Genomic DNA, 18,087 nt, shown 5'->3' on the forward strand with positions numbered 1-18,087 from the left:
TGCGCTCGCCGCCGCAGGGGCGGTGGAGCCGACCGGTTGTGCCGCCAACCCTCACGCGGGGGCTCCCACCAGGTGCTTCAGCACCGAGGTGAAGAAGCCCAGGCCGTCGAGGGAGGGGCCGGTGAGGGCCTCCACGGCGTGCTCCGGGTGCGGCATGATGCCGACCACGTTGCCGGCGGGGTTGGTGATCGCGGCGATGTCGCGCTGCGACCCGTTGGGGTTGCCGTCGACGTAGCGGGCGACGACCCGGCCCTCGCCCTCCAGCCGGTCCAGCGTCGCGGCGTCGGCGACGTAGCAGCCCTCGCCGTTCTTGACCGGGACGAGCACCTCCTGGCCGGGCTGGAACGCGTTCGTCCAGGCCGTGCCGGTCGCCTCGATCCGCAGCCGCTGGTCGCGGTTGCGGAAGTGCAGGTGCTGGTTGCGGGTGAGCGCGCCGGGCAGCAGGTGGGCCTCGCAGAGGATCTGGAAGCCGTTGCAGATGCCGAGCACCGGCAGGCCACCCCGGGCCGCGTCGACCAGCGTCTCCATCACGGGGGCGAACCGGGCGATGGCCCCGCAGCGGAGGTAGTCGCCGTAGGAGAACCCGCCGGGCAGGACGACGGCGTCCACCCCCTGCAGGTCCGGGTCGCCGTGCCAGAGCCGGACCGGCTCGGCGCCGGCGATCCGCACGGCCCGGGCGGCGTCCCCGTCGTCGAGCGAACCGGGGAAGGTCACCACACCGACGCGCGCGGTCACTGGCGCGCGTCCACGGTCTCGTCGGCCTCGATCAGGCGGATGGTGAAGTCCTCGATGACGGGGTTGGCGAGCAACTTGTCGGCGATCTCCCGGGCCTGGTCCAGGTCCGGTTCACCGGTGAAGTCGATCTCGATCCGCCTGCCGATCCGAACCGAGGCGACGTCTTTGACGCCGAGCCGGGGCAGCGCGTTTGCGACGGCCTGGCCCTGCGGATCGAGGATCTCGGGCTTGAGCATGACGTCGACGACGACGCGAGGCACTGGGCACTCCTGACTGTGTACGCAGTTGGGTGCCGACCCACAACGGGCGAGCCCAGCCAGCCTACCTGGCAGATACCGCCCCAGCCGCACCGGCCGGGGAGAGTCCAGGCAGTGATCGACGTAACCGGCGGGAGGTGGGGCGACATCGCGTTCGATCACACGCGAAACACCCCCGAGCAGGCGGTTCACCGCGCCCCGGGGAGGCCGAATTGTTACATCGCCAAGTCTCGATTGAGCCCTTGCCGCAACAAGCGCCCCGCCCTACGATGCATCGACATAGGTGGATTGCAGCCGGTGGGTCAACCCCCTGCCCCCCGGCACGAGGCGACCCGGCGAACCCGGGTTCCCGAGGCCAAAGGAGTCCGTCCCCATGCGTATCCGTTCCCTGCTCACCGTGGCGAGCGTCGCCCTCGCCGGCGCCCTCGGCGTCACCAGCGGCGCCGTCGCGGCCCCGGCCGGCCCCCAGCCCATCATCGGCGGCGGCACCGTCTCCTCCGCCCCGTGGGCCGCCGCCGTGTTCAGCAACGGCTCGTTCACCTGCTCCGGCAGCGTCATCGCGCCCGAGTGGGTGCTCACCGCCAAGCACTGCGTCAGCGGCTCGATGTCCGTCCGGGTCGGCAGCGTCTACCACTCCTCCGGCGGCACCACCCGCACCGTCAGCGCCTCCTACAGCCGCTACGACCTGGCCCTGCTGCGGCTGTCCAGCGCGGTCAGCACCTCCACGGTGACGCTGGCCAGCACCAACCCGCCGATCAACTCCACCAACACGATCTACGGCTGGGGCATGACCTGCTACAGCGGCTGCTCCCCCTCCAGCCAGCTCAAGACCGCGTCCGTCCAGGTGACCAGCACCAACGTCACCGACGCGTACGGCGGGCAGGCCATCCGCAGCAGCCGGATCAACGGCAACGCCTGGCGGGGCGACTCGGGCGGCCCGCAGTTCTACAACGGCCAGCAGGTCGGCGTCGCCTCCACCGCCGACGGCCAGAGCATCCAGAACTACGGCAGCGTCGCGTACAGCCGGGCCTGGATCAGCTCGACGGCCGGTGTCTGACGGTTCACCCCTCCCGCGCCCCCTCTGGGCGCTTGACACCGCGGGCGGCGCGGATGGTCGGCTCGGCGCCGGCCGTCCGCGCCGACCCGTTTCGCAGCATCCGATCAGGTGACCAGGGCTGACGAACCGGCCGCCGACCGGTGCGACAGCATCAAGGCGTGCTGGTCGTGACGACGGATCAACTGCCCGGCTACGAGATCCGCCAGATCCTCGGCGAAGTGGTGTCCTCGATGGCCAGGACGCGCAACCCGTACCGCGAGGGGGTGAAGAACCTGCGCGGCGGCGCGTACGACCCGATGGCGCCGGACAACCTCACCCGCTGGCGTACGGACTCCGTGGCCCGCCTCGGCGAGGAGGCCCGCCGCCTCGGCGCGAACGCCGTGGTGGGGATGCGCTTCGACAGCCGCGACTGCGGCGAGATGTGGATGGAGATCTGCGCGTACGGCACGGCGGTCATCGTGGTCGCCAAGACCCCCGACGTGATGCCCACGGACCAGCCCGCGATCGCCGCCGACACGGCCAGCGACCCGTCCTTCGCCGAGTCCCCCGGTGGCATCGCCGAACCGCCGAGCGCCCCGAACCTGGGCACCGCGGCCGAAACCCCCACCCGCAACTCCTGACCCCACCAGGCCCCGCACCCCACCCCCGGCCCCCACCCCACCCCCGGCCCCGGCCCCGGCCACCCCCGTTGATCAAGAAGTTTTCGTCAACCCACGGGCGTGTCGGTGACCGAAACCTCTTGATCAACGAGCGGGGACGGGGGGTGGGCGGGACGGGGGTGGGCGGGACGGGAGGGGGTCAGAGGATGGGGGGCGGGGTGTAGGTGGCGGCCTGGGGGTGGGCGGTGACGATCTTGGCGATCCGGGCCGTGACCGCCGTCACCTGGGCCTCGGCGGCACCCGTGAACGCCGTGGGGTCGGCCACCAGGGCGTCGATGTCGGCGCGGGACAGGCCCAGCCGGTCGTCCGCCGCCAGGCGGTCGAAGAGGTCGTTCTCCGCCGCGCCGCGCTCGCGCATCGCCAGCGCCACCGCGACCGCGTGCTCCTTGATCGCCTCGTGGGCGGTCTCCCGGCCGACGCCCCGGCGCACGGCCGCGACCAGGATCTTCGTGGTGGCCAGGAAGGGCAGGAAGCGCTCCAGCTCCCGGCTGATCACCGCCGGGTACGCCCCGAACTCGTCGAGCACCGTGAGGAACGTCTGGAACAGCCCGTCGGCGGCGAAGAACGCGTCCGGCAGGGCGACCCGACGGACCACCGAGCAGGAGACGTCCCCCTCGTTCCACTGGTCGCCGGCCAGCTCGCCGACCATCGACAGGTACCCCCGGATGATCACGGCGAAGCCGTTCACCCGCTCGCTGGAGCGGGTGTTCATCTTGTGCGGCATCGCGCTGGAGCCCACCTGGCCCGGCTTGAAGCCCTCGGTGGCCACCTCCTGACCGACCATCAGCCGGATCGAGGTGGCCAGCGACGACGGCGCGGCGGCGATCTGGGCCAGTGCGGCGAGCACCGCCATGTCGATCGAGCGCGGGTAGACCTGCCCCACACTGTCCAGCACCCGGGAGAAGCCGAGGTGCTCGGCTACCCGGCGCTCCAGTTCGGCGACCTTGCCGGCGTCGCCGTCGAAGAGGTCGAGCTGGTCGGCGGCGGTGCCGACCGGGCCCTTGATCCCGCGCAGCGGGTACCAGTCGATCAGGTCCACCAGCCGCTCGTACGCGATCAGCAGCTCCTCGGCGGCCGACGCGAAGCGCTTGCCCAGCGTGGTGGCCTGCGCGGCGACGTTGTGCGAGCGGCCCGTCATCACCAGGCCGGAGTGCTCGGTGGCGAGGCGGGCGAGCCGGGCGAGCGTGGCGACGACCCGGTCCCGGACCAGCTCCAGCGAGGCGCGCACCTGGAGCTGCTCGACGTTCTCGGTGAGGTCCCGGGAGGTCATCCCCTTGTGCACGTGCTCGTGCCCGGCGAGCGCGCTGAACTCCTCGATCCGGGCCTTCACGTCGTGCCGGGTGACCCGCTCGCGCTCGGCGATCGAGGCCAGGTCCACGTCGTCCAGCACCCGCTCGTACGCCTCGACGACCCCGTCCGGCACGGCCACGCCGAGGTCGCGCTGGGCGCGCAGGACGGCGAGCCAGAGCCGCCGCTCCATGCGGATCTTCTCCTCGGGCGACCAGAGGGCGACCAGTTCGGGTGAGGCGTACCGGTGGGCGAGCACGTTCGGGATCGTCGTCACCCGCCCATTGTCGGGTACCTTCGCGCCGCCCGGGCGACGGGGCCGCACCCGGGCCGCCGGCCGGTCCGGCACGGGGCGGGGCCGCCGGTTCAGTACGGGGCGGGGCGGCCGGTCAGCGCGGCGTAGAGGCCGGCGGCGGCGGCCTCCTCGCAGTCGTACACCTGGCGGACGTCGCGGGTGCCGCGCTCGTACAGGCCGATCTCCCAGCGCCCGTCCGGCGAGCGGCGCAGGAACCAGAAGTCGGGCGGGACCGGCACCTGCTCGTGCACGCCCTCGATCTCGAAGGCGTCGGGCGACAGCCCCGCCGCCAGCAGGGCGCCGCGTACCTGGTGCCGGTCCACGCCCGACCCCCCTTCCTCGGTCTGTCCCGCCGGGTCAGCAGGCGGCGGGGACGGCACCGCGCCGCGGCGGAGCGGCGCAGGGTCCCGCCGCCAGCTTCTCCTCCACCAGGTACCCGTGCGCGAGCAGCCAGGTGACGCTCAGGTCGCTCCCGGCCCGGGGCAGGTACGCCGGGTTGAGCTCGAACTGGGTACCCAGGCCGGGCTGGGCGAACCACGGCGCGATCGGCCCGGAGTCGACCGTGAACGGCTTCACCACGCAGTAGACGTGGTAGTTGGCCAGCGGGGAGTCGGCCGGGGTGCTCAGGTTCGGCGGGGGCAGCGACCGGGCGCCGAACGGGGTGCCGAGCGGGGCGAGGAACGCGCCGCCCGGGAAGCCGAAGCGGTCGAGCCGGTACCCGGGCAGCAACGTCTGCGCGTTCCTGATCGGCCGGCCGTCCGGGCCGAGGACGTACCCCTTCGCGGGCGGGTAGACGTATCCGGTGCCGGCGGTGTTGCCGTAGGTCCGGAGGAACTCGGTCTCGTTGAGCCCGCCGAACCGCTGGTAGCCGGCGAGCAGCGGCCCGACGGGCGACGCGGCGGGCAACTGCTCGGGGCCGAACAGCGGGTTGCCGCCGTAGAACTGGGTGGTGCGCGGGGCGTCCGGCGGGGTGCCGGGGCGGCAGAGGCCGCCGCCCGACGGCCGCTGCGGCTGCGCGGGGTCGACCGGGGCGGCGGACCCCCAGAAGCCACCCGGTGCCGACCGGTCGGAGACGAGCGAGGCGGTCGGGTCGGCGTCGGCCGGGGTAGCGAGCGCCGGCGTGGCGGGCGCGAGGGCCAGGGCCGCCCCGGAGAGGGCGGCCAGGGCCCAACGACGTACTTTCATCTTCGAACCTCCCGAAATCGGACAAGAGCTGTCCTCATCTTCGGAAGGTCACACCCCGGATGTTCCCCTTTGCGCCTTTTGCCACCGGGAAGGCTGACCGTCCCGCCCCGCCCGGGTCAGTGCTCCCGGATCGCCGTCACACCGGCCGGGTTCAGCGCTCCAGGATCGCCGTGACGCCCTGCCCGCCGGCCGCGCAGATCGAGATCAGGCCGCGCCCGCCGCCCTTCTCCGCCAGCAGCTTGGCCAGCGTGGCGACGATCCGCCCGCCGGTCGCGGCGAACGGGTGCCCGGCGGCCAGGGACGAGCCGTTGACGTTGAGCCGGTCCCGGTCGATCGCGCCCAGTGGGGTGTCCAGGCCGAGCCGGTCCTTGCAGAACTCCGGCGACTCCCAGGCCGCCAGGGTGGCCAGCACCTGCGAGGCGAACGCCTCGTGGATCTCGTAGTAGTCGAAGTCCTGCAACGTCAGCCCGGCGCGGGCCAGCATCCGGGGCACGGCGTACGCGGGGGCCATCAGCAGACCCTCGTCACCGTGCACGAAGTCGACCGCCGCCACCTCCGACCAGGAGAACCAGGCGAGCACGGGGAGGCTGTGCGCGGCGGCCCACTCCTCGCTGGCCAGCAGCACGGCGGACGCCCCGTCGGTGAGCGGGGAGGAGTTGCCGGCGGTCATGGTGGCCCGCTCGGCGTCCGGGCCCCGGTGCCCGAAGACCGGCTTGAGCGAGCCGAGCTTCTCCAGGGTCGTGTCCGGGCGGAGGTTCTGGTCGCGGGTGAGCCCCAGGTACGGCGTCACCAGGTCGTCGAAGAACCCCCGCTCGTACGCGGCGGCGAGCCGCTGGTGCGAGCGCAGCGCCAGCTCGTCCTGGGCCTGCCGGTCGACGTTCCAGCGCACGGCGGTGCGGGCCGCGTGCTCGCCCATCGACAGCCCGGTGCGCGGCTCGGCGTTGCGCGGGATCTCCGGCTGGAACGGCTGGAGCGGGCGCAGCTTCGTCGCGAGCTTCAGCCGCTGGCCGAGACTGCGGGCGGAGTTGATCTTCAGCAGCGTGCGCCGCATGTCCTCGTTGACCGCCAGCGGCGCGTCGGAGGTGGTGTCCACGCCCCCGGCGATGCCGACGTCGATCTGCCCGAGGGCGATCTTGTTGGCGACCAGGATCGCCGCCTCCAGGCCGGTGCCGCAGGCCTGCTGGATGTCGTACGCCGGGGTGTGCGGGTCGAGGCGGGAGCCGAGCACCACCTCGCGGGTGAGGTTGAAGTCCTTCGAGTGCTTGAGCACCGCACCCGCGACGACCTCGCCGGCCCGCTCCCCGGCCAGCCCGAACCGGGCGACGAGCCCGTCGAGCGCCGCGCCGAGCATGTCCGCGTTGGACGCGCTGGCGTACCGGGAGTTGGACCGGGCGAAGGGGATGCGGTTGCCGCCGATGACCGCGACCCGCCGGATGCTCTGCACGATCCCGCCTCCAAATTCAGGGCTTGCTCGAAACCTACTGGCCAGTAGGCTACGCCTATGACCGACAGGTACGCGAGCTTCGTCCGAACGGGGGCCGGCCGCGCGCTGGTCAAGCGCCTGGGGCTACCCGACCCGCCACGACTGCGCCGGCACACCCCGGGCGACCCGCTGGTCCCCGGGCCGGTCCTGCTCGGCTCGGCCACCGGCGGCCGGCTCGCCGAGCCGGTCCGCGCGATCCTGGCCGCCGCCGGGGTCGAGCCGGCCGACCCGGCCGCCGCGCCCGACCCCGAGCGCCGGCACGCCGCCCTGGTGTACGACGCCACCGGGATCACCGACTCGACCGGGCTGGGCCAGCTCCACGAGTTCTTCCACCCGCAGGCCCGCTCGATCATGCCCAGCGGCCGGGTGATCGTCCTGGGCACCCCGCCCGAGGAGTGCGGCTCGCCGCGCGAGGCGACCGCCCAGCGCGCCATCGAGGGGCTGACCCGCAGCATCGGCAAGGAGTTCGGCCGGGGCGTCACCGCCCAGCTCGTCCACGTCACCCCGAACGGCGACGCGGGCACCACCACCGGCCTGGAGTCCACCCTGCGCTTCCTGCTCTCCGGCCGCTCCGCGTACGTCTCCGGCCAGGTGATCCGCGTCGGGGCCGGCGCGGCCGAGCCGCCGGCCGACTGGAACCGGCCGCTGGACGGCCAGGTCGTCCTGGTCACCGGCGCGGCCCGGGGCATCGGCGCGGCGCTGGCGAAGGTGCTGGCCCGCGACGGCGCGCAGGTCGTCGCGCTGGACGTCCCGGCGGCCGGGGACGAGCTGGCCGCCGTCGCCAACGAGATCGGCGGCAGCGCCGTGCAGCTTGACCTGACCGCCCCCGACGCGCCGACCCGGCTCGCCGAGCACCTGGCCGGTCGGCACGGCCGGGTCGACGTGGTGGTGCACAACGCCGGCATCACCCGCGACAAGACCCTCGGCCGGATGGACGCCGACCGGTGGAACTCGGTGGTCGACGTCAACCTCTCCAGCCAGGAGCGGATCAACGACGTGCTGCTGGAGCGCAAGCTCGTCCCGGCCGGCGGCCGGATCGTCTCGGTCTCCTCGATCGCCGGGATCGCCGGCAACCGGGGGCAGACCAACTACGCCACCTCGAAGGCCGGCGTGATCGGCCTGGTGCAGTCCCTCGCGCCGGTGCTGCGCGAACGCGGCATCAGCATCAACGCCGTCGCCCCCGGCTTCATCGAGACCCGGATGACCGCCCGCATCCCGCTGGTGGTCCGCGAGGCGGGCCGCCGGATGAACAGCATGACCCAGGGCGGCCTGCCGGTCGACGTGGCCGAGACCATCGGCTGGCTGGCCTGGCCGGCCAGCGGCGCGATCAGCGGCAACATCGTCCGGGTCTGCGGCCAGAGCCTGCTGGGGGCGTGATGACCAGGCCGGACGACCACGCCGACGAGCTGTCGGTGTACGAGCTGATCGAGGGCCCGACCGACGTCATCTCGCCGGAGCGGGTGGCCGCCGCCCGCGCGGCGGGGCCGCTGGAGCCGGCGGGGCCGCTGGAGCCCGACCTCGGCGCGGGGCCGACGCACGACCTGGCCAGCGTCGCGCGGGACCTGTCGGGTGAGACCCGGGACCTCTCCGCCGAGGCGCGGAAACTGTCGGGTGAGGCGCGGGACCTGTCGGGCGAGGCGGGCGGCCGGGCGGTCGTGCGGCTGCCGCACCTGCCGAAGGCCGGGCCGCTCTACCGGCGCGCCCTGCTCGGAGCCCTGCCGCCGGCCGGGCGGCGGCGCGGCGACGCCCTGCCGGCGGTCGAGCTGGCCGTCGCCGGGGTCACCGTGGACCGGGCGCACCTGGCCGACTACGACCGGGTCTGCGGGTTCCGGCTGGCCGACCGGCTGCCGGCGACGTACCCCCACGTCATGGGCTTCCCGCTGGCGCTGAAGCTGATGACCGCGCCGGAGTTCCCGATGCCGCTGGTCGGGCTGGTGCACGTGGCGAACCGGATCACCACGCACCGGCCGGTGGAGGCCGGCGAAACGCTGGACTTCCGCGCGTACGCCGAGGGGCTGCGCCCGCACGAGCGCGGCCGGCAGGTCGACGTGGTGCTGGTCGCGTCGGTCGGCGGCGAGGAGGTGTGGCGGGGCGTCTCGACGTACCTCGGCCGGGAGCGCGGGGCCGGCGGCGGCGAGCGGCGTGACCCGGGCGAGCGGCCCCCGCCGCCGGCCGCGACCGCCCGGTGGCGGGTGACGCCCCGGGTGGGCACCGACTACGCCCGGGTCTCCGGCGACCACAACCCGATCCACACGTCCAGGCTCGGGGCGCGGCTGTTCGGCTTCCCGCGCCCGATCGCGCACGGGATGTGGAGCAAGGCCCGCTGCCTGGCGGCCCTGGAAGGCCGGCTGCCGGACGCGTACACCGTCGAGGCGGCGTTCAAGCTGCCGGTGCCGCTGCCGTCCGAGGTGGCCCTGAGCGCCTCCGCCGCCGGCTCGACCTGGGAGTTCGCCCTGCACGACGCACGGGCCGGCCGCCCGCACCTGGTGGGCACGGTCTGCTGACCGGGCAGGCCCCCGCCGAGGTCGACGGGCGGGGGCTTGCCGGTCACCCCTTCGTGGGATAAGTTGTTCTCAGTTCGAGTTATTCTCAGAGTTAGAGAGACGCCGTGAACGAGCAGGAGTACCTCGCCGCCTACGACCCCCGGGCGTACCCGGCCGTCGCCGTCACCGTCGACGTGGTCGCCCTGACCATCCGCGAGGGCGCGCTGCACCTGCTGCTCGTCCGCCGGGGCGAGCCGCCGTTCGCGGGCCACTGGGCGCTGCCCGGCGGCTTCGTCCACCCCGACGAGGACCTGGCCGCCGGGGCGCGGCGGGAGCTGGCCGAGGAGACCGGGCTCGGCGGCGAGCGGCTGCGCCGGGTCCACCTGGAGCAGCTCGCCAGCTACGGCGCGCCCGACCGGGACCCGCGCATGCGGATCATCTCCGTGGCCCACCTCGCGTTCGCCCCCGACCTGCCCGACCCGGCCGCCGGCAGCGACGCCGACGACGCCGCCTGGCTGCCGGTCACCGCGCTGGCCAGCCGGCAGCTCGCCTTCGACCACGCCCGGATCATCGACGACGGGCTGGATCGGGCCCGCTCCAAGCTGGAGTACACCCCGCTGGCCACCCGCTTCCTCGACCCCGAGTTCACCGTCACCGAGCTGCGCGGCGTCTACGAGACGGTCTGGGGGCACCCCCTGCACGCCGGCAACTTCCACCGCAAGGTGCTCTCCGTGCCGGGCTTCGTCGAGAGCACCGGGGCCAGCACCGAGCGCGGCGGCCCGCGCGGCGGCCCGCGCGCCAAGCTCTACCGGGCCGGCGACGCCCAACTGCTGCACCCGGCGCTGCTGCGCCCCGCCCGGGAGGAGACGATCCGGTGAGGACCGAGGAGGCCATCCGCCTGGTCGCGGCGGCCCGCACCGACGCCGACCTGTTCGGCGCGGACGCGCCGGCCCGCCGCTACCGCGAGCTGGTCGCGGCCCTGCACCCCGACCGGCTGGGCACGCTCGACGACCGGGTACGCGCCGAGGCCACCGACGCCTTCGTCCGGGTCACCACGCGGTGGCGGGCCGGCCGGGCGACGGGGGTCGACGGGTTCGTGCTCGGGGCGTACCGGCTCGGGGCGCTCGCCCACGCCGGCGACCTGGCCGACCTCTACGACGTCGGCGCGGACCGGCTGCTCAAGCTGCCCCGCGACCCCGCCGACAACGACCTGATGGCCCGCGAGGAGCGGGCCCTGCGCCTGATCGAGGAGCGGGGCGACCCGCGCTACCTGCCCTACGTGCCCCGGCTGGTCGACGCGTTCCGCCACCGGGACGCGGCGACCGGCGCGGAACGGCGGATCACCGTGCTGGCCACCGCGCCGGGGCTGCACAGCCTGGACGAGGTGCGCCGGGCGTACCCGGACGGGCTGGACGCCCGCGACGCGGCCTGGATGTGGCGGCGGCTGCTGGTCGCCCTCGGCCTCGCCCACCGGGCCGGCGTGACGCACGGCGCGGTGCTGCCCCGGCACGTGCTGATCGAGCCGGACGGGCACGGCGTGGTCCTCGTCGACTGGTGCTTCTCCGTGGTCGGCGACGGCGCGATCCCCGCGCTGGTGCCCGGCCACGAGGACTGGTACCCGCCGGAGGTCGCCGCGCGGCGACCCTGCGGCCCGGGCACCGACCTGGCGATGGCCGCCGGCTGCATGACCTGGCTGATGGGCGACCGGGCGCCCCGCGAGCTGCGGGCCTTCGCCGACGGCTGCCGCCTGCCCGCCCCGCACGCCCGCCCGGACGACGCCTGGCGGCTGCTCCGCGAACTGGACGAGGTGCTGGAGCGGCTCTACGGGCCGCGCACCTTCCGACCCTTCACCCTCAACCCCTAGGGAGGCTGCCATGGGCAGTGGAATGTGGTCCACCGACGTGTACGACGCCGCCGACCGCTACCGCCGGCCCACCGGCAAGAGCGCGTTCTCCTACAGCGACAGCGGGGCGCGCACCGTGCACGCCGCCCTCGACCCGCGCGGCGCGGTCCGGGAGAGCCGCGACTCGGCCGAGCACCCGCAGTCGACGGCCATCTCGGTGCTGTTCGACGTGACCGGCTCGATGGGGCACGTGCCCCGCACCCTCCAGACCAAGCTGCCGCAGCTCCTCGGGCTGCTGCTCCGCCAGGGGTACGCCCGCGACCCGCAGATCATGTTCGGCGCGATCGGCGACGCCACCTGCGACCGGGTGCCGTTGCAGGTGGGGCAGTTCGAGTCCGACAACCGGATGGACGACGACCTCGGCCGGATCGTGCTGGAGGGCGGCGGCGGTGGCCAGATGATGGAGTCCTACGAGCTGGCCATGTACTTCATGGCCCGGCGCACGGTGACCGACTGCTGGGAGAAGAGGGGCCGGCGCGGGTACCTGTTCATCATCGGCGACGAGCTGGCCTACCCGAAGGTGGACCGGCGGCAGGTGAGCCACCTGATCGGCGACGACCTGGGCGAGGACGTGCCGCTGCGGCAGATCGTCGACGAGGTGACCCGGCGCTGGGACACCTACTACCTGCTCCCCGCCGGCAGCCACTACGCCCGCAACAGCAAGGTGATCGACTTCTGGCGCGACCTGCTCGGGCAGAACGCCGTGGTGCTGGACGACCTGGACGCGGTCTGCGAGACCATCGCCCTCACCGTGGGCCTCGGCGAGCAGGCCGTCGACCTCGACCGGGGCCTCGACGACCTGCGGCGGGCCGGCTCGACGGCCACCGGCACGGTCGGCAAGGCCCTCGCCCGCTTCCGGGGCGGCCCGGTGCAGCGGGTGGGCGCGCTGCCGGTCCCGTCGGTGCCGGCGGCGACCCGGGGGGTCACCCGGCTGTGAACCACGCGATGGTGGTCGACCTCGGCTACGGCGACGCCGGCAAGGGCACCGTCGTGGACTGGCTGTGCGGGACCCGGCCCGTCCACACGGTGGTCCGCTTCAACGGGGGCGCGCAGGCGGCGCACAACGTCGTCCTGCGCGACGGCCGGCACCACACGTTCGCGCAGTTCGGGGCCGGCACCTTCCACCCGGGGGTGCGCACCCACCTGGCGCGGCACGTGGTGGTGGACCCGCTGGCGCTGGCCGCCGAGGCCGACCACCTCGCGGCGGTGGGGGTGCCCGACGCGCTCGACCGGCTCACGGTCGACGGGGAGGCGCTGCTGGCCACCCCCTACCACCGGGCCGCCAACCGGGCCCGGGAGCTGGCCCGGGGCGCCGACCGGCACGGCTCCTGCGGGCTGGGCGTGGGCGAGGCCGTCGCGTACGGCCTCGCCCACCCCGACGACGCGCCCCGGGTGGCGGACTGCCGCGCCCCGGCGGTGCTGCGCCGCCGGCTCGCCGCGCTGCGGGACCGGCTCACCGCCGAACTCGGCCCGCTGGACGCCCCGCCGGTCGACGACTGCCTGCCCGCGTTCACCGCGTTCGCCGGCCGGGTGGCGATCGTCGACCGGGCGCACCTGGCCGGGGTGCTGCGGGCCGGGCCCTGCGTCTTCGAGGGGGCGCAGGGGGTGCTGCTCGACGAGTGGCACGGCTTCCACCCGTACACGACGTGGAGCACCACCACGTTCGCCAACGCCGAGGCCCTGCTCGCCGAGGCGGGCCAGGCCGGCGCGGCCGAGCGGCTGGGCGTGCTGCGCATCGCCACCACGCGGCACGGCCCGGGCCCCCTGGTCACCGAGGACCCGGCGCTGCCGCTGGCCGACCCGCGCAACCCGACCAACCCGTGGCAGGGGCGGTTCCGGTTCGGCCACTTCGACGCGGTCGCCCACCGGTACGCCCTCGCGGCGGCCGGCGGGGTCGACGGCCTCGCGCTCACCCACCTCGACTGGGCCGACCGGGGGCTGCGGATCTGCCGTCGCTACGACACGGCCGACCGGCTGGAGCCGGGCCCGCCCGGCGACCTGGACCGGCAGGCCGCGCTGACCGCCCGCCTGCTCGCGGCCCGCCCGGTCTACGACGACCCGCCGCCGGCCGACTGGCCCTCGGCGGTGGAGGAGGCGCTGGGCGTCCCCGTCGTGCTGACGTCCAGCTCGCCGACCGCCGAGGGCAAGGCTGAAAGGAAGGGCACCTTGTTAACTCCTTTTGTATAGGAAGGGCCCCTTCCCAACACCTCGGCGGCAGAGCATGAGGACATGCAGTCGGTGCTCGACCTGCTCCACGACACGGTCACCTCGCCGTGGGTCTACCTGGTGGTCTTCGTGGTCACCGCGGTCGACGCCGTCTTCCCGGCCGTACCCGGCGAGACGGTCGTGGTCACCGCCGGGGTCTTCGCGGCGAGCGGGCAGCCGGACCTGACGACGGTGATCGCGGTCGCCTCGCTGGGCGCGCTGGCCGGCGACCACCTCTCGTACGTCATCGGCCGCAGCGGCGGCGCGCACCGGCTGGCCCGGCTCCCGGCGGCCAGCCGTCGACGCTCCGGCTCTGAGTGGGCCCGGCGGGCGGTGGACCGGCGCGGCGGGCTGATCCTCACCACCGCCCGGTACGTCCCGGGCGGGCGCACGGCGGTGACCCTCACGATGGGCGCGGTGCGGTACCCGCTCCGGTCGTTCCTGCTCTTCGACACGCTCGCCACCGTGACCTGGGCCGCCTACTGCGGGCTGCTCGGCTACTTCGGCGGGCTCGCCTTCGAGCGGAACCCCGTCGCGGGCATCCTGGCCGGTGTCGGGCTGGGGGCGGCGGTGGCCCTGCTGCTGGAGGCGGCCCGCTGGCTGCGACGCCGCGCCCGGCGACGCGCCGCCGGCCGGAGCTGAGCGCCACGCGCCACGCCGGCCCGAGCGGGGAACAAGGCGACACGGCCCGAGCCGGGACCAGGGCGACGCGGCCCGAGTCGAGACCAGGGCCCCACGCCGGGGCCGGCCGGGCCGGGCGCGTCACGGCGACCGGGGCCGCGCCACGGCGAGCGGGTCTAGGCCCGCCGAGCGCGACGGCCGGGTCGGGTGGGCTCCCGGTACCGCCGGCTAGCCCGCCGCGTACGCGAGCAGCGCCTCCCGGCTGCGCGGCAGGCCGTAGTCGGCTACGAGCATGGCGACGTTGCCGAACGGCCGGCCGTCGAGGAGCCAGGGCTGCGGCGAGTGGGCCAGCGCCTCGACGAGACGCCGCTGGCGCGGGGTCAGCGCGGCGGGGGGCGTCCCCGCCGTCAGCCGGCCGTCGGGGAACGCGAGGCGCAGCGCCTCCGTCGCCACCGCCAGCGCCTCCTCCCCACCGACGGCGGGCAGCCGGTTGAGCAGCGCGTCGAACGCCCGGTCGGCGTGCCGGGGGCCGAGCAGGCGCAGGGACAGGCCCGCGTAGCCAGCCAGGTCGCCGTCGAGGAAGGGCACCGTCGGCCCGTCGCCCTGCGGCCGGACCGCCGACGCCGCCCAGCGCAGCAGCTCCTCGGCGGTCGGCTCGTCGGCGTCAACGCCCAGCACCCGGGCCCGACCGACCGCGGCGGCCCAGCGGACCTGCGGGCGTGGGTCCGTCAGCAGGCCGGCGTCGGGTGCGCAGCCGAGCAGCCCGGCGGCCACCAGGGCGGTCGCGGCCTCGGTGGCCTCCGGCGCGGCGTCGGCCGCCGCGATCAGCGCGGGCAGGCTGCCGGCCGCGTCCTCCGGGAACCAGGCGAGCGCGTACGCCGCGCCGAGGCGCATCCCCGGATCGGGGTGGGCGAGCAGGTCGCGGAAGAGGGGCACCCCGGCCCGCACCGCGTCGTACGCGGACAGCTCGACGTACGCCCAGAGCCGCCCCTGATCCTCCTCGGTCAGCGACTCCACGTACGCGTACTCGACGTCCTCCTCCTCGTCCTCGTCGTCGTCGCCGTCCCATGGGGACGGCTTGGCGGCGAGCAGTTCCCGCCCGCCCTCGGCGGCCCGGCGGTACTCGGCCACCGGGAAGCCGTCGGGCACCCACCGCTCGTCGTAGCCGACCGCGAGCATCGTCAGCAGGAGCAGCACCGAGTCCGCGTCCGGGGTGGCCGGGTCGGCGACCAGCTCCAGCAGGAACGGCACGGCGTAGGCCGACGCCTCGTAGCGGGAGCCCTGGTGGAAGATGTTGGCGAACAGGCCGCGCAGGGCGGCCTGCCGCGCCCGGCGGTCGGGCGAGCGGAGGGCGCGGAGCTGGTCGGGCACGTCGGTGGCCGAGCCGTAGGCGTGGCCGAGCCGGGGCCAGTCGATGTCGTCGAGTCCGTCGAGCACGCCGCCCATCCTCGCCCGCCCCACCGACAGAACCGGCCAGCGGCGGGCCGGGGCCAGCGGCGTCACTCCTGCGGCGGGTGCCAGGTGACGCCGCGCAGGAGCTGGCCGGCGCCGAGCCAGGCCACGTTCATCATCCGGGTGGCGGTCTTCCCCGGGTCGGCCTCGGGGTGGTCGGCGAGCCAGTCGGCCAGCGACTCGCTCGCGCCGACCAGGGCGTACGCGACGACCTCCAGCTCCGTCTCGCTCACCTCGACGCCCTCGGCGCGCAGCGCGTGGTCGAGCATCCCTGCGACCACCTCGACCAGCCGGGACCGCATGGCGGCCAGCTCGCCGGCGAACGGCTGCGAGCCCCGGGCCTGCCGGTAGAGCACCGCCCAGCCGTCCCGGTGCGCGCCGACGAAGCCGAAGAACGCCCGCAGCCCACGCCAGAGCCGCTCGTCGGCGTCGAGTTCCGGGGCGGCTGCCCCGGCGATGGCCTCCATCATCCGCGTGCCCTCGCGGTGCAAACAGGCGACGAAGAGCTCCTCCTTGGTGCCCAGGTACGCGTACACCATGGGTTTGGAGATGCCCGCGACCTCGGCGATCTCGTCCATGCTGGCCGCGTGGAAGCCGTGGCGGGAGAAGACCCGGACGGCCGCGTCGAGCATCTGCTGCTCGCGCACGGCCCGGGGAAGGCGCTTGAAGGTGGGGGTGCCGGACACCTTGCGAGCATACCTACTCGTGCGTAAGGTTACGCCAGAGTAACCACCGTGACGGCCCGAAAGGTGCATCCCCTATGACTGACTTCGACCCGGCCACCTTCGCCAACTACGGCCCGAAGGAGTTCGCCCAGCTGGTCAAGTCCACCCCGGACTCGAAGATCGCCGAGGTGATGTCCAGCGACCTGCGGGGCAAGATCCTGCACGAGGTCTTCAGCCGGATGCCGTCGCTGTTCCGCGCCGACCGGGCCGGCTCCACCAACGCGGTGATCCACTGGAACATCACCGGGCGCCCCGACGGTGGCACCGACACCTACGAGATCGTCATCGCCGACGGCTCCTGCTCCGTCAACGAGACCCCGCAGCACGACCCGAAGCTGAGCCTCACCATGGGCCCGGTCGAGTTCCTGAAGATCGTCTCCGGCGGCGCCAACCCGGTCATGATGTTCATGACCGGCAAGCTGAAGGCCAAGGGCGACCTGGGCCTGGCCGCCAACATCGCCAACCTGTTCGACATCCCCAAGGCCTGACGATGGTCGAGTTCTCGCTCGACCTGAACGAGGAGCAGCGGGACCTGCGGGACTGGGTGCACGGCTTCGCCGCCGAGGTCGTGCGCCCCGCCGCCGCCGAGTGGGACGCCCGGGAGGAGACCCCCTGGCCCGTCATCCGGGAGGCGGCGAAGGTCGGCCTGTACGGCTTCGAGTTCCTCGCCACCTGCTGGGCCGACCCGACCGGCCTCTCCCTCCCGATCGCCAGCGAGGAACTCTTCTGGGGCGACGCGGGAATCGGCCTGAGCATCTTCGGCACCTCGCTCGCCGTGGCCGCCATCTACGGCGCGGGCACCCCCGACCAGCTCGTCGAGTGGGTGCCGCAGTGCTTCGGCACCGCCGACGAGCCCGCCGTCGCGGCGTTCTGCACCACCGAGCCGGAGGCCGGCTCCGACGTCGGCGCGATGCGCACCCGGGCCGTCTACGACGAGGCCACCGACGAGTGGGTGCTGCGCGGGCAGAAGGCGTACGCCACCAACGGCGGGATCGCCGCCGTGCACGTGGTCACCGCCTCGGTCGACCCGACACTCGGCTCGCGCGGCCAGGCCGCGTTCGTCGTACCGCCGGGCACCCCCGGGTTGAGCGCGACCCGCAAGCTGCGCAAGCTGGGGCTGCGCGCCTCGCACACGGCGGACGTCTTCCTCGACGACGTCCGGGTGCCGGGCCGCTGCCTGCTCGGCGGCAAGGAGGCCCTGGACGAGCGGCTCGACCGAGCCCGTTCCGGCCGGCGCGCCTCGGGCCAGGCCGCGATGCGCACGTTCGAGCTGTCCCGGCCCACCGTCGGCGCGCAGGCGCTCGGCGTGGCCCGGGCCGCCTACGAGTACGCGCTGGAGTACGCCAAGGAGCGGGTCCAGTTCGGCCGGCCGATCATCGAGAACCAGGCGGTCGCGTTCGCGCTGGCCGACATGAAGATGGAGATCGACGCGGCCCGGCTGCTGGTCTGGCGGGCGTCCTGGATGGGGCGGAACAACCGCCCGTTCACCGCCGGCGAGGGCTCGATGTCGAAGCTCAAGGCCGGCGAGGTGGCCGTGTCGGTCACCGACAGGGCCGTGCAGCTCCTCGGCGGGGCCGGCTTCCTGCGCGACCACCCGGTCGAGCGCTGGTACCGGGACGCCAAGATCTACACCATCTTCGAGGGCACCTCGGAGATCCAGCGGCTGGTGATCTCCCGGGCCATCTCCGGCGTGTACGTCCGCTGACCCGACCCGCCCGGAAGCACCACCCGACGGCACCG

At 74.5% G+C, this 18,087-nt stretch carries 18 protein-coding genes and 1 pseudogene; 11 read left to right on the forward strand and 8 right to left on the reverse strand.

Annotated elements, in window-relative coordinates; genetic code table 11:
• Positions 1 to 51 precede the first annotated feature (51 nt).
• Both purQ and purS read right to left on the reverse strand, forming a co-directional pair.
• Entirely contained in the window at positions 52 to 735 is a 684-nt protein-coding gene (purQ, locus tag LPU43_RS04420) for a phosphoribosylformylglycinamidine synthase subunit PurQ (RefSeq protein WP_229398916.1), read from the reverse strand.
• Positions 732 to 995 (reverse strand): phosphoribosylformylglycinamidine synthase subunit PurS, encoded by a 264-nt coding sequence (gene purS / locus LPU43_RS04425; protein ID WP_229398917.1) that lies wholly within the window; start codon positions 993 to 995, stop codon positions 732 to 734. Before purS ends, purQ begins: the two co-directional genes overlap by 4 nt.
• 370 nt (positions 996 to 1,365) lie before the next feature.
• Here purS and LPU43_RS04430 point away from each other — a divergent pair, with 370 nt between their 5' ends.
• Positions 1,366 to 2,049 (forward strand): S1 family peptidase, encoded by a 684-nt coding sequence (locus LPU43_RS04430; protein ID WP_229398918.1) that lies wholly within the window; start codon positions 1,366 to 1,368, stop codon positions 2,047 to 2,049.
• Positions 2,050 to 2,102: 53 nt separating this feature from the next.
• A pseudogene (locus tag LPU43_RS04435) lies at positions 2,103 to 2,669 on the forward strand (YbjQ family protein).
• 178 nt (positions 2,670 to 2,847) lie between these two features.
• Here the strand turns inward: LPU43_RS04435 and purB are convergent.
• The 4 genes from purB to LPU43_RS04455 all read right to left on the reverse strand — a co-directional run bounded on the left by purB (position 2,848) and on the right by LPU43_RS04455 (position 6,919).
• Positions 2,848 to 4,272, reverse strand: coding sequence for an adenylosuccinate lyase (gene purB / locus LPU43_RS04440; protein ID WP_229398920.1), 1,425 nt, complete (start codon positions 4,270 to 4,272; stop codon positions 2,848 to 2,850).
• Positions 4,273 to 4,361: 89 nt separating this feature from the next.
• Positions 4,362 to 4,613, reverse strand: coding sequence for a hypothetical protein (locus tag LPU43_RS04445; protein WP_229398921.1), 252 nt, complete (start codon positions 4,611 to 4,613; stop codon positions 4,362 to 4,364).
• 34 nt (positions 4,614 to 4,647) lie between these two features.
• Positions 4,648 to 5,475 carry a TNT domain-containing protein gene (locus LPU43_RS04450; RefSeq protein ID WP_229398922.1) on the reverse strand — a complete coding sequence of 276 codons (828 nt, stop codon included), beginning with the start codon at positions 5,473 to 5,475 and terminating at the stop codon, positions 4,648 to 4,650.
• 151 nt (positions 5,476 to 5,626) lie between these two features.
• Positions 5,627 to 6,919 carry an acetyl-CoA C-acetyltransferase gene (locus LPU43_RS04455; RefSeq protein ID WP_229398923.1) on the reverse strand — a complete coding sequence of 431 codons (1,293 nt, stop codon included), beginning with the start codon at positions 6,917 to 6,919 and terminating at the stop codon, positions 5,627 to 5,629.
• 57 nt (positions 6,920 to 6,976) lie between these two features.
• On the opposite strand from LPU43_RS04455, the gene LPU43_RS04460 reads away from it, so the two are divergent.
• The 7 genes from LPU43_RS04460 (at position 6,977) to LPU43_RS04490 (ending at position 14,191) form a co-directional block, all read left to right on the forward strand.
• Positions 6,977 to 8,335 carry a 3-oxoacyl-ACP reductase gene (locus LPU43_RS04460; RefSeq protein WP_229398924.1) on the forward strand — a complete coding sequence of 453 codons (1,359 nt, stop codon included), beginning with the start codon at positions 6,977 to 6,979 and terminating at the stop codon, positions 8,333 to 8,335.
• Positions 8,335 to 9,462 (forward strand): MaoC/PaaZ C-terminal domain-containing protein, encoded by a 1,128-nt coding sequence (locus LPU43_RS04465; protein ID WP_229398925.1) that lies wholly within the window; start codon positions 8,335 to 8,337, stop codon positions 9,460 to 9,462. The genes LPU43_RS04460 and LPU43_RS04465 overlap by 1 nt, the downstream gene beginning before the upstream one ends.
• Before the next feature lie 104 nt (positions 9,463 to 9,566).
• Positions 9,567 to 10,319, forward strand: a complete 753-nt coding sequence (locus tag LPU43_RS04470) for an NUDIX hydrolase (RefSeq protein ID WP_229398926.1) — start codon at positions 9,567 to 9,569, stop codon at positions 10,317 to 10,319.
• The gene (locus LPU43_RS04475) at positions 10,316 to 11,305 is read left to right on the forward strand and encodes a protein kinase family protein (RefSeq protein ID WP_229398927.1); all 990 of its coding nucleotides are present in this window, start codon (positions 10,316 to 10,318) and stop codon (positions 11,303 to 11,305) included. Before LPU43_RS04470 ends, LPU43_RS04475 begins: the two co-directional genes overlap by 4 nt.
• 10 nt (positions 11,306 to 11,315) lie before the next feature.
• Positions 11,316 to 12,281: a hypothetical protein gene (locus LPU43_RS04480; RefSeq protein ID WP_229398928.1), complete on the forward strand. Its 966-nt coding sequence runs from the start codon at positions 11,316 to 11,318 to the stop codon at positions 12,279 to 12,281.
• Positions 12,278 to 13,531 (forward strand): adenylosuccinate synthetase, encoded by a 1,254-nt coding sequence (locus LPU43_RS04485; RefSeq protein WP_229398929.1) that lies wholly within the window; start codon positions 12,278 to 12,280, stop codon positions 13,529 to 13,531. Before LPU43_RS04480 ends, LPU43_RS04485 begins: the two co-directional genes overlap by 4 nt.
• A gap of 42 nt (positions 13,532 to 13,573) precedes the next feature.
• Positions 13,574 to 14,191, forward strand: a complete 618-nt coding sequence (locus LPU43_RS04490) for a DedA family protein (protein ID WP_229398930.1) — start codon at positions 13,574 to 13,576, stop codon at positions 14,189 to 14,191.
• Positions 14,192 to 14,398: 207 nt separating this feature from the next.
• Here the strand turns inward: LPU43_RS04490 and LPU43_RS04495 are convergent, their stop codons facing one another.
• A complete protein-coding gene (locus LPU43_RS04495; protein WP_229398931.1) occupies positions 14,399 to 15,607 on the reverse strand; it encodes a hypothetical protein in 1,209 nt (402 codons plus the stop codon).
• Positions 15,608 to 15,669: 62 nt separating this feature from the next.
• The gene (locus LPU43_RS04500) at positions 15,670 to 16,308 is read right to left on the reverse strand and encodes a TetR/AcrR family transcriptional regulator (RefSeq protein WP_229398932.1); all 639 of its coding nucleotides are present in this window, start codon (positions 16,306 to 16,308) and stop codon (positions 15,670 to 15,672) included.
• A 74-nt stretch (positions 16,309 to 16,382) separates the two neighbouring features.
• On the opposite strand from LPU43_RS04500, the gene LPU43_RS04505 reads away from it, so the two are divergent.
• Together LPU43_RS04505 and LPU43_RS04510 are read left to right on the forward strand one after the other, a co-directional pair.
• Complete coding sequence (locus tag LPU43_RS04505) at positions 16,383 to 16,835, forward strand: SCP2 sterol-binding domain-containing protein (protein ID WP_229398933.1); 453 nt, start codon at positions 16,383 to 16,385, stop codon at positions 16,833 to 16,835.
• Between the two features lie 2 nt (positions 16,836 to 16,837).
• The gene (locus tag LPU43_RS04510; RefSeq protein ID WP_229398934.1) at positions 16,838 to 18,052 is read left to right on the forward strand and encodes an acyl-CoA dehydrogenase family protein; all 1,215 of its coding nucleotides are present in this window, start codon (positions 16,838 to 16,840) and stop codon (positions 18,050 to 18,052) included.
• Positions 18,053 to 18,087: the final 35 nt, after the last annotated feature.

It is taken from the genome of Micromonospora okii (assembly GCF_020884795.1).
Lineage (GTDB): Bacteria > Actinomycetota > Actinomycetes > Mycobacteriales > Micromonosporaceae > Micromonospora > Micromonospora okii.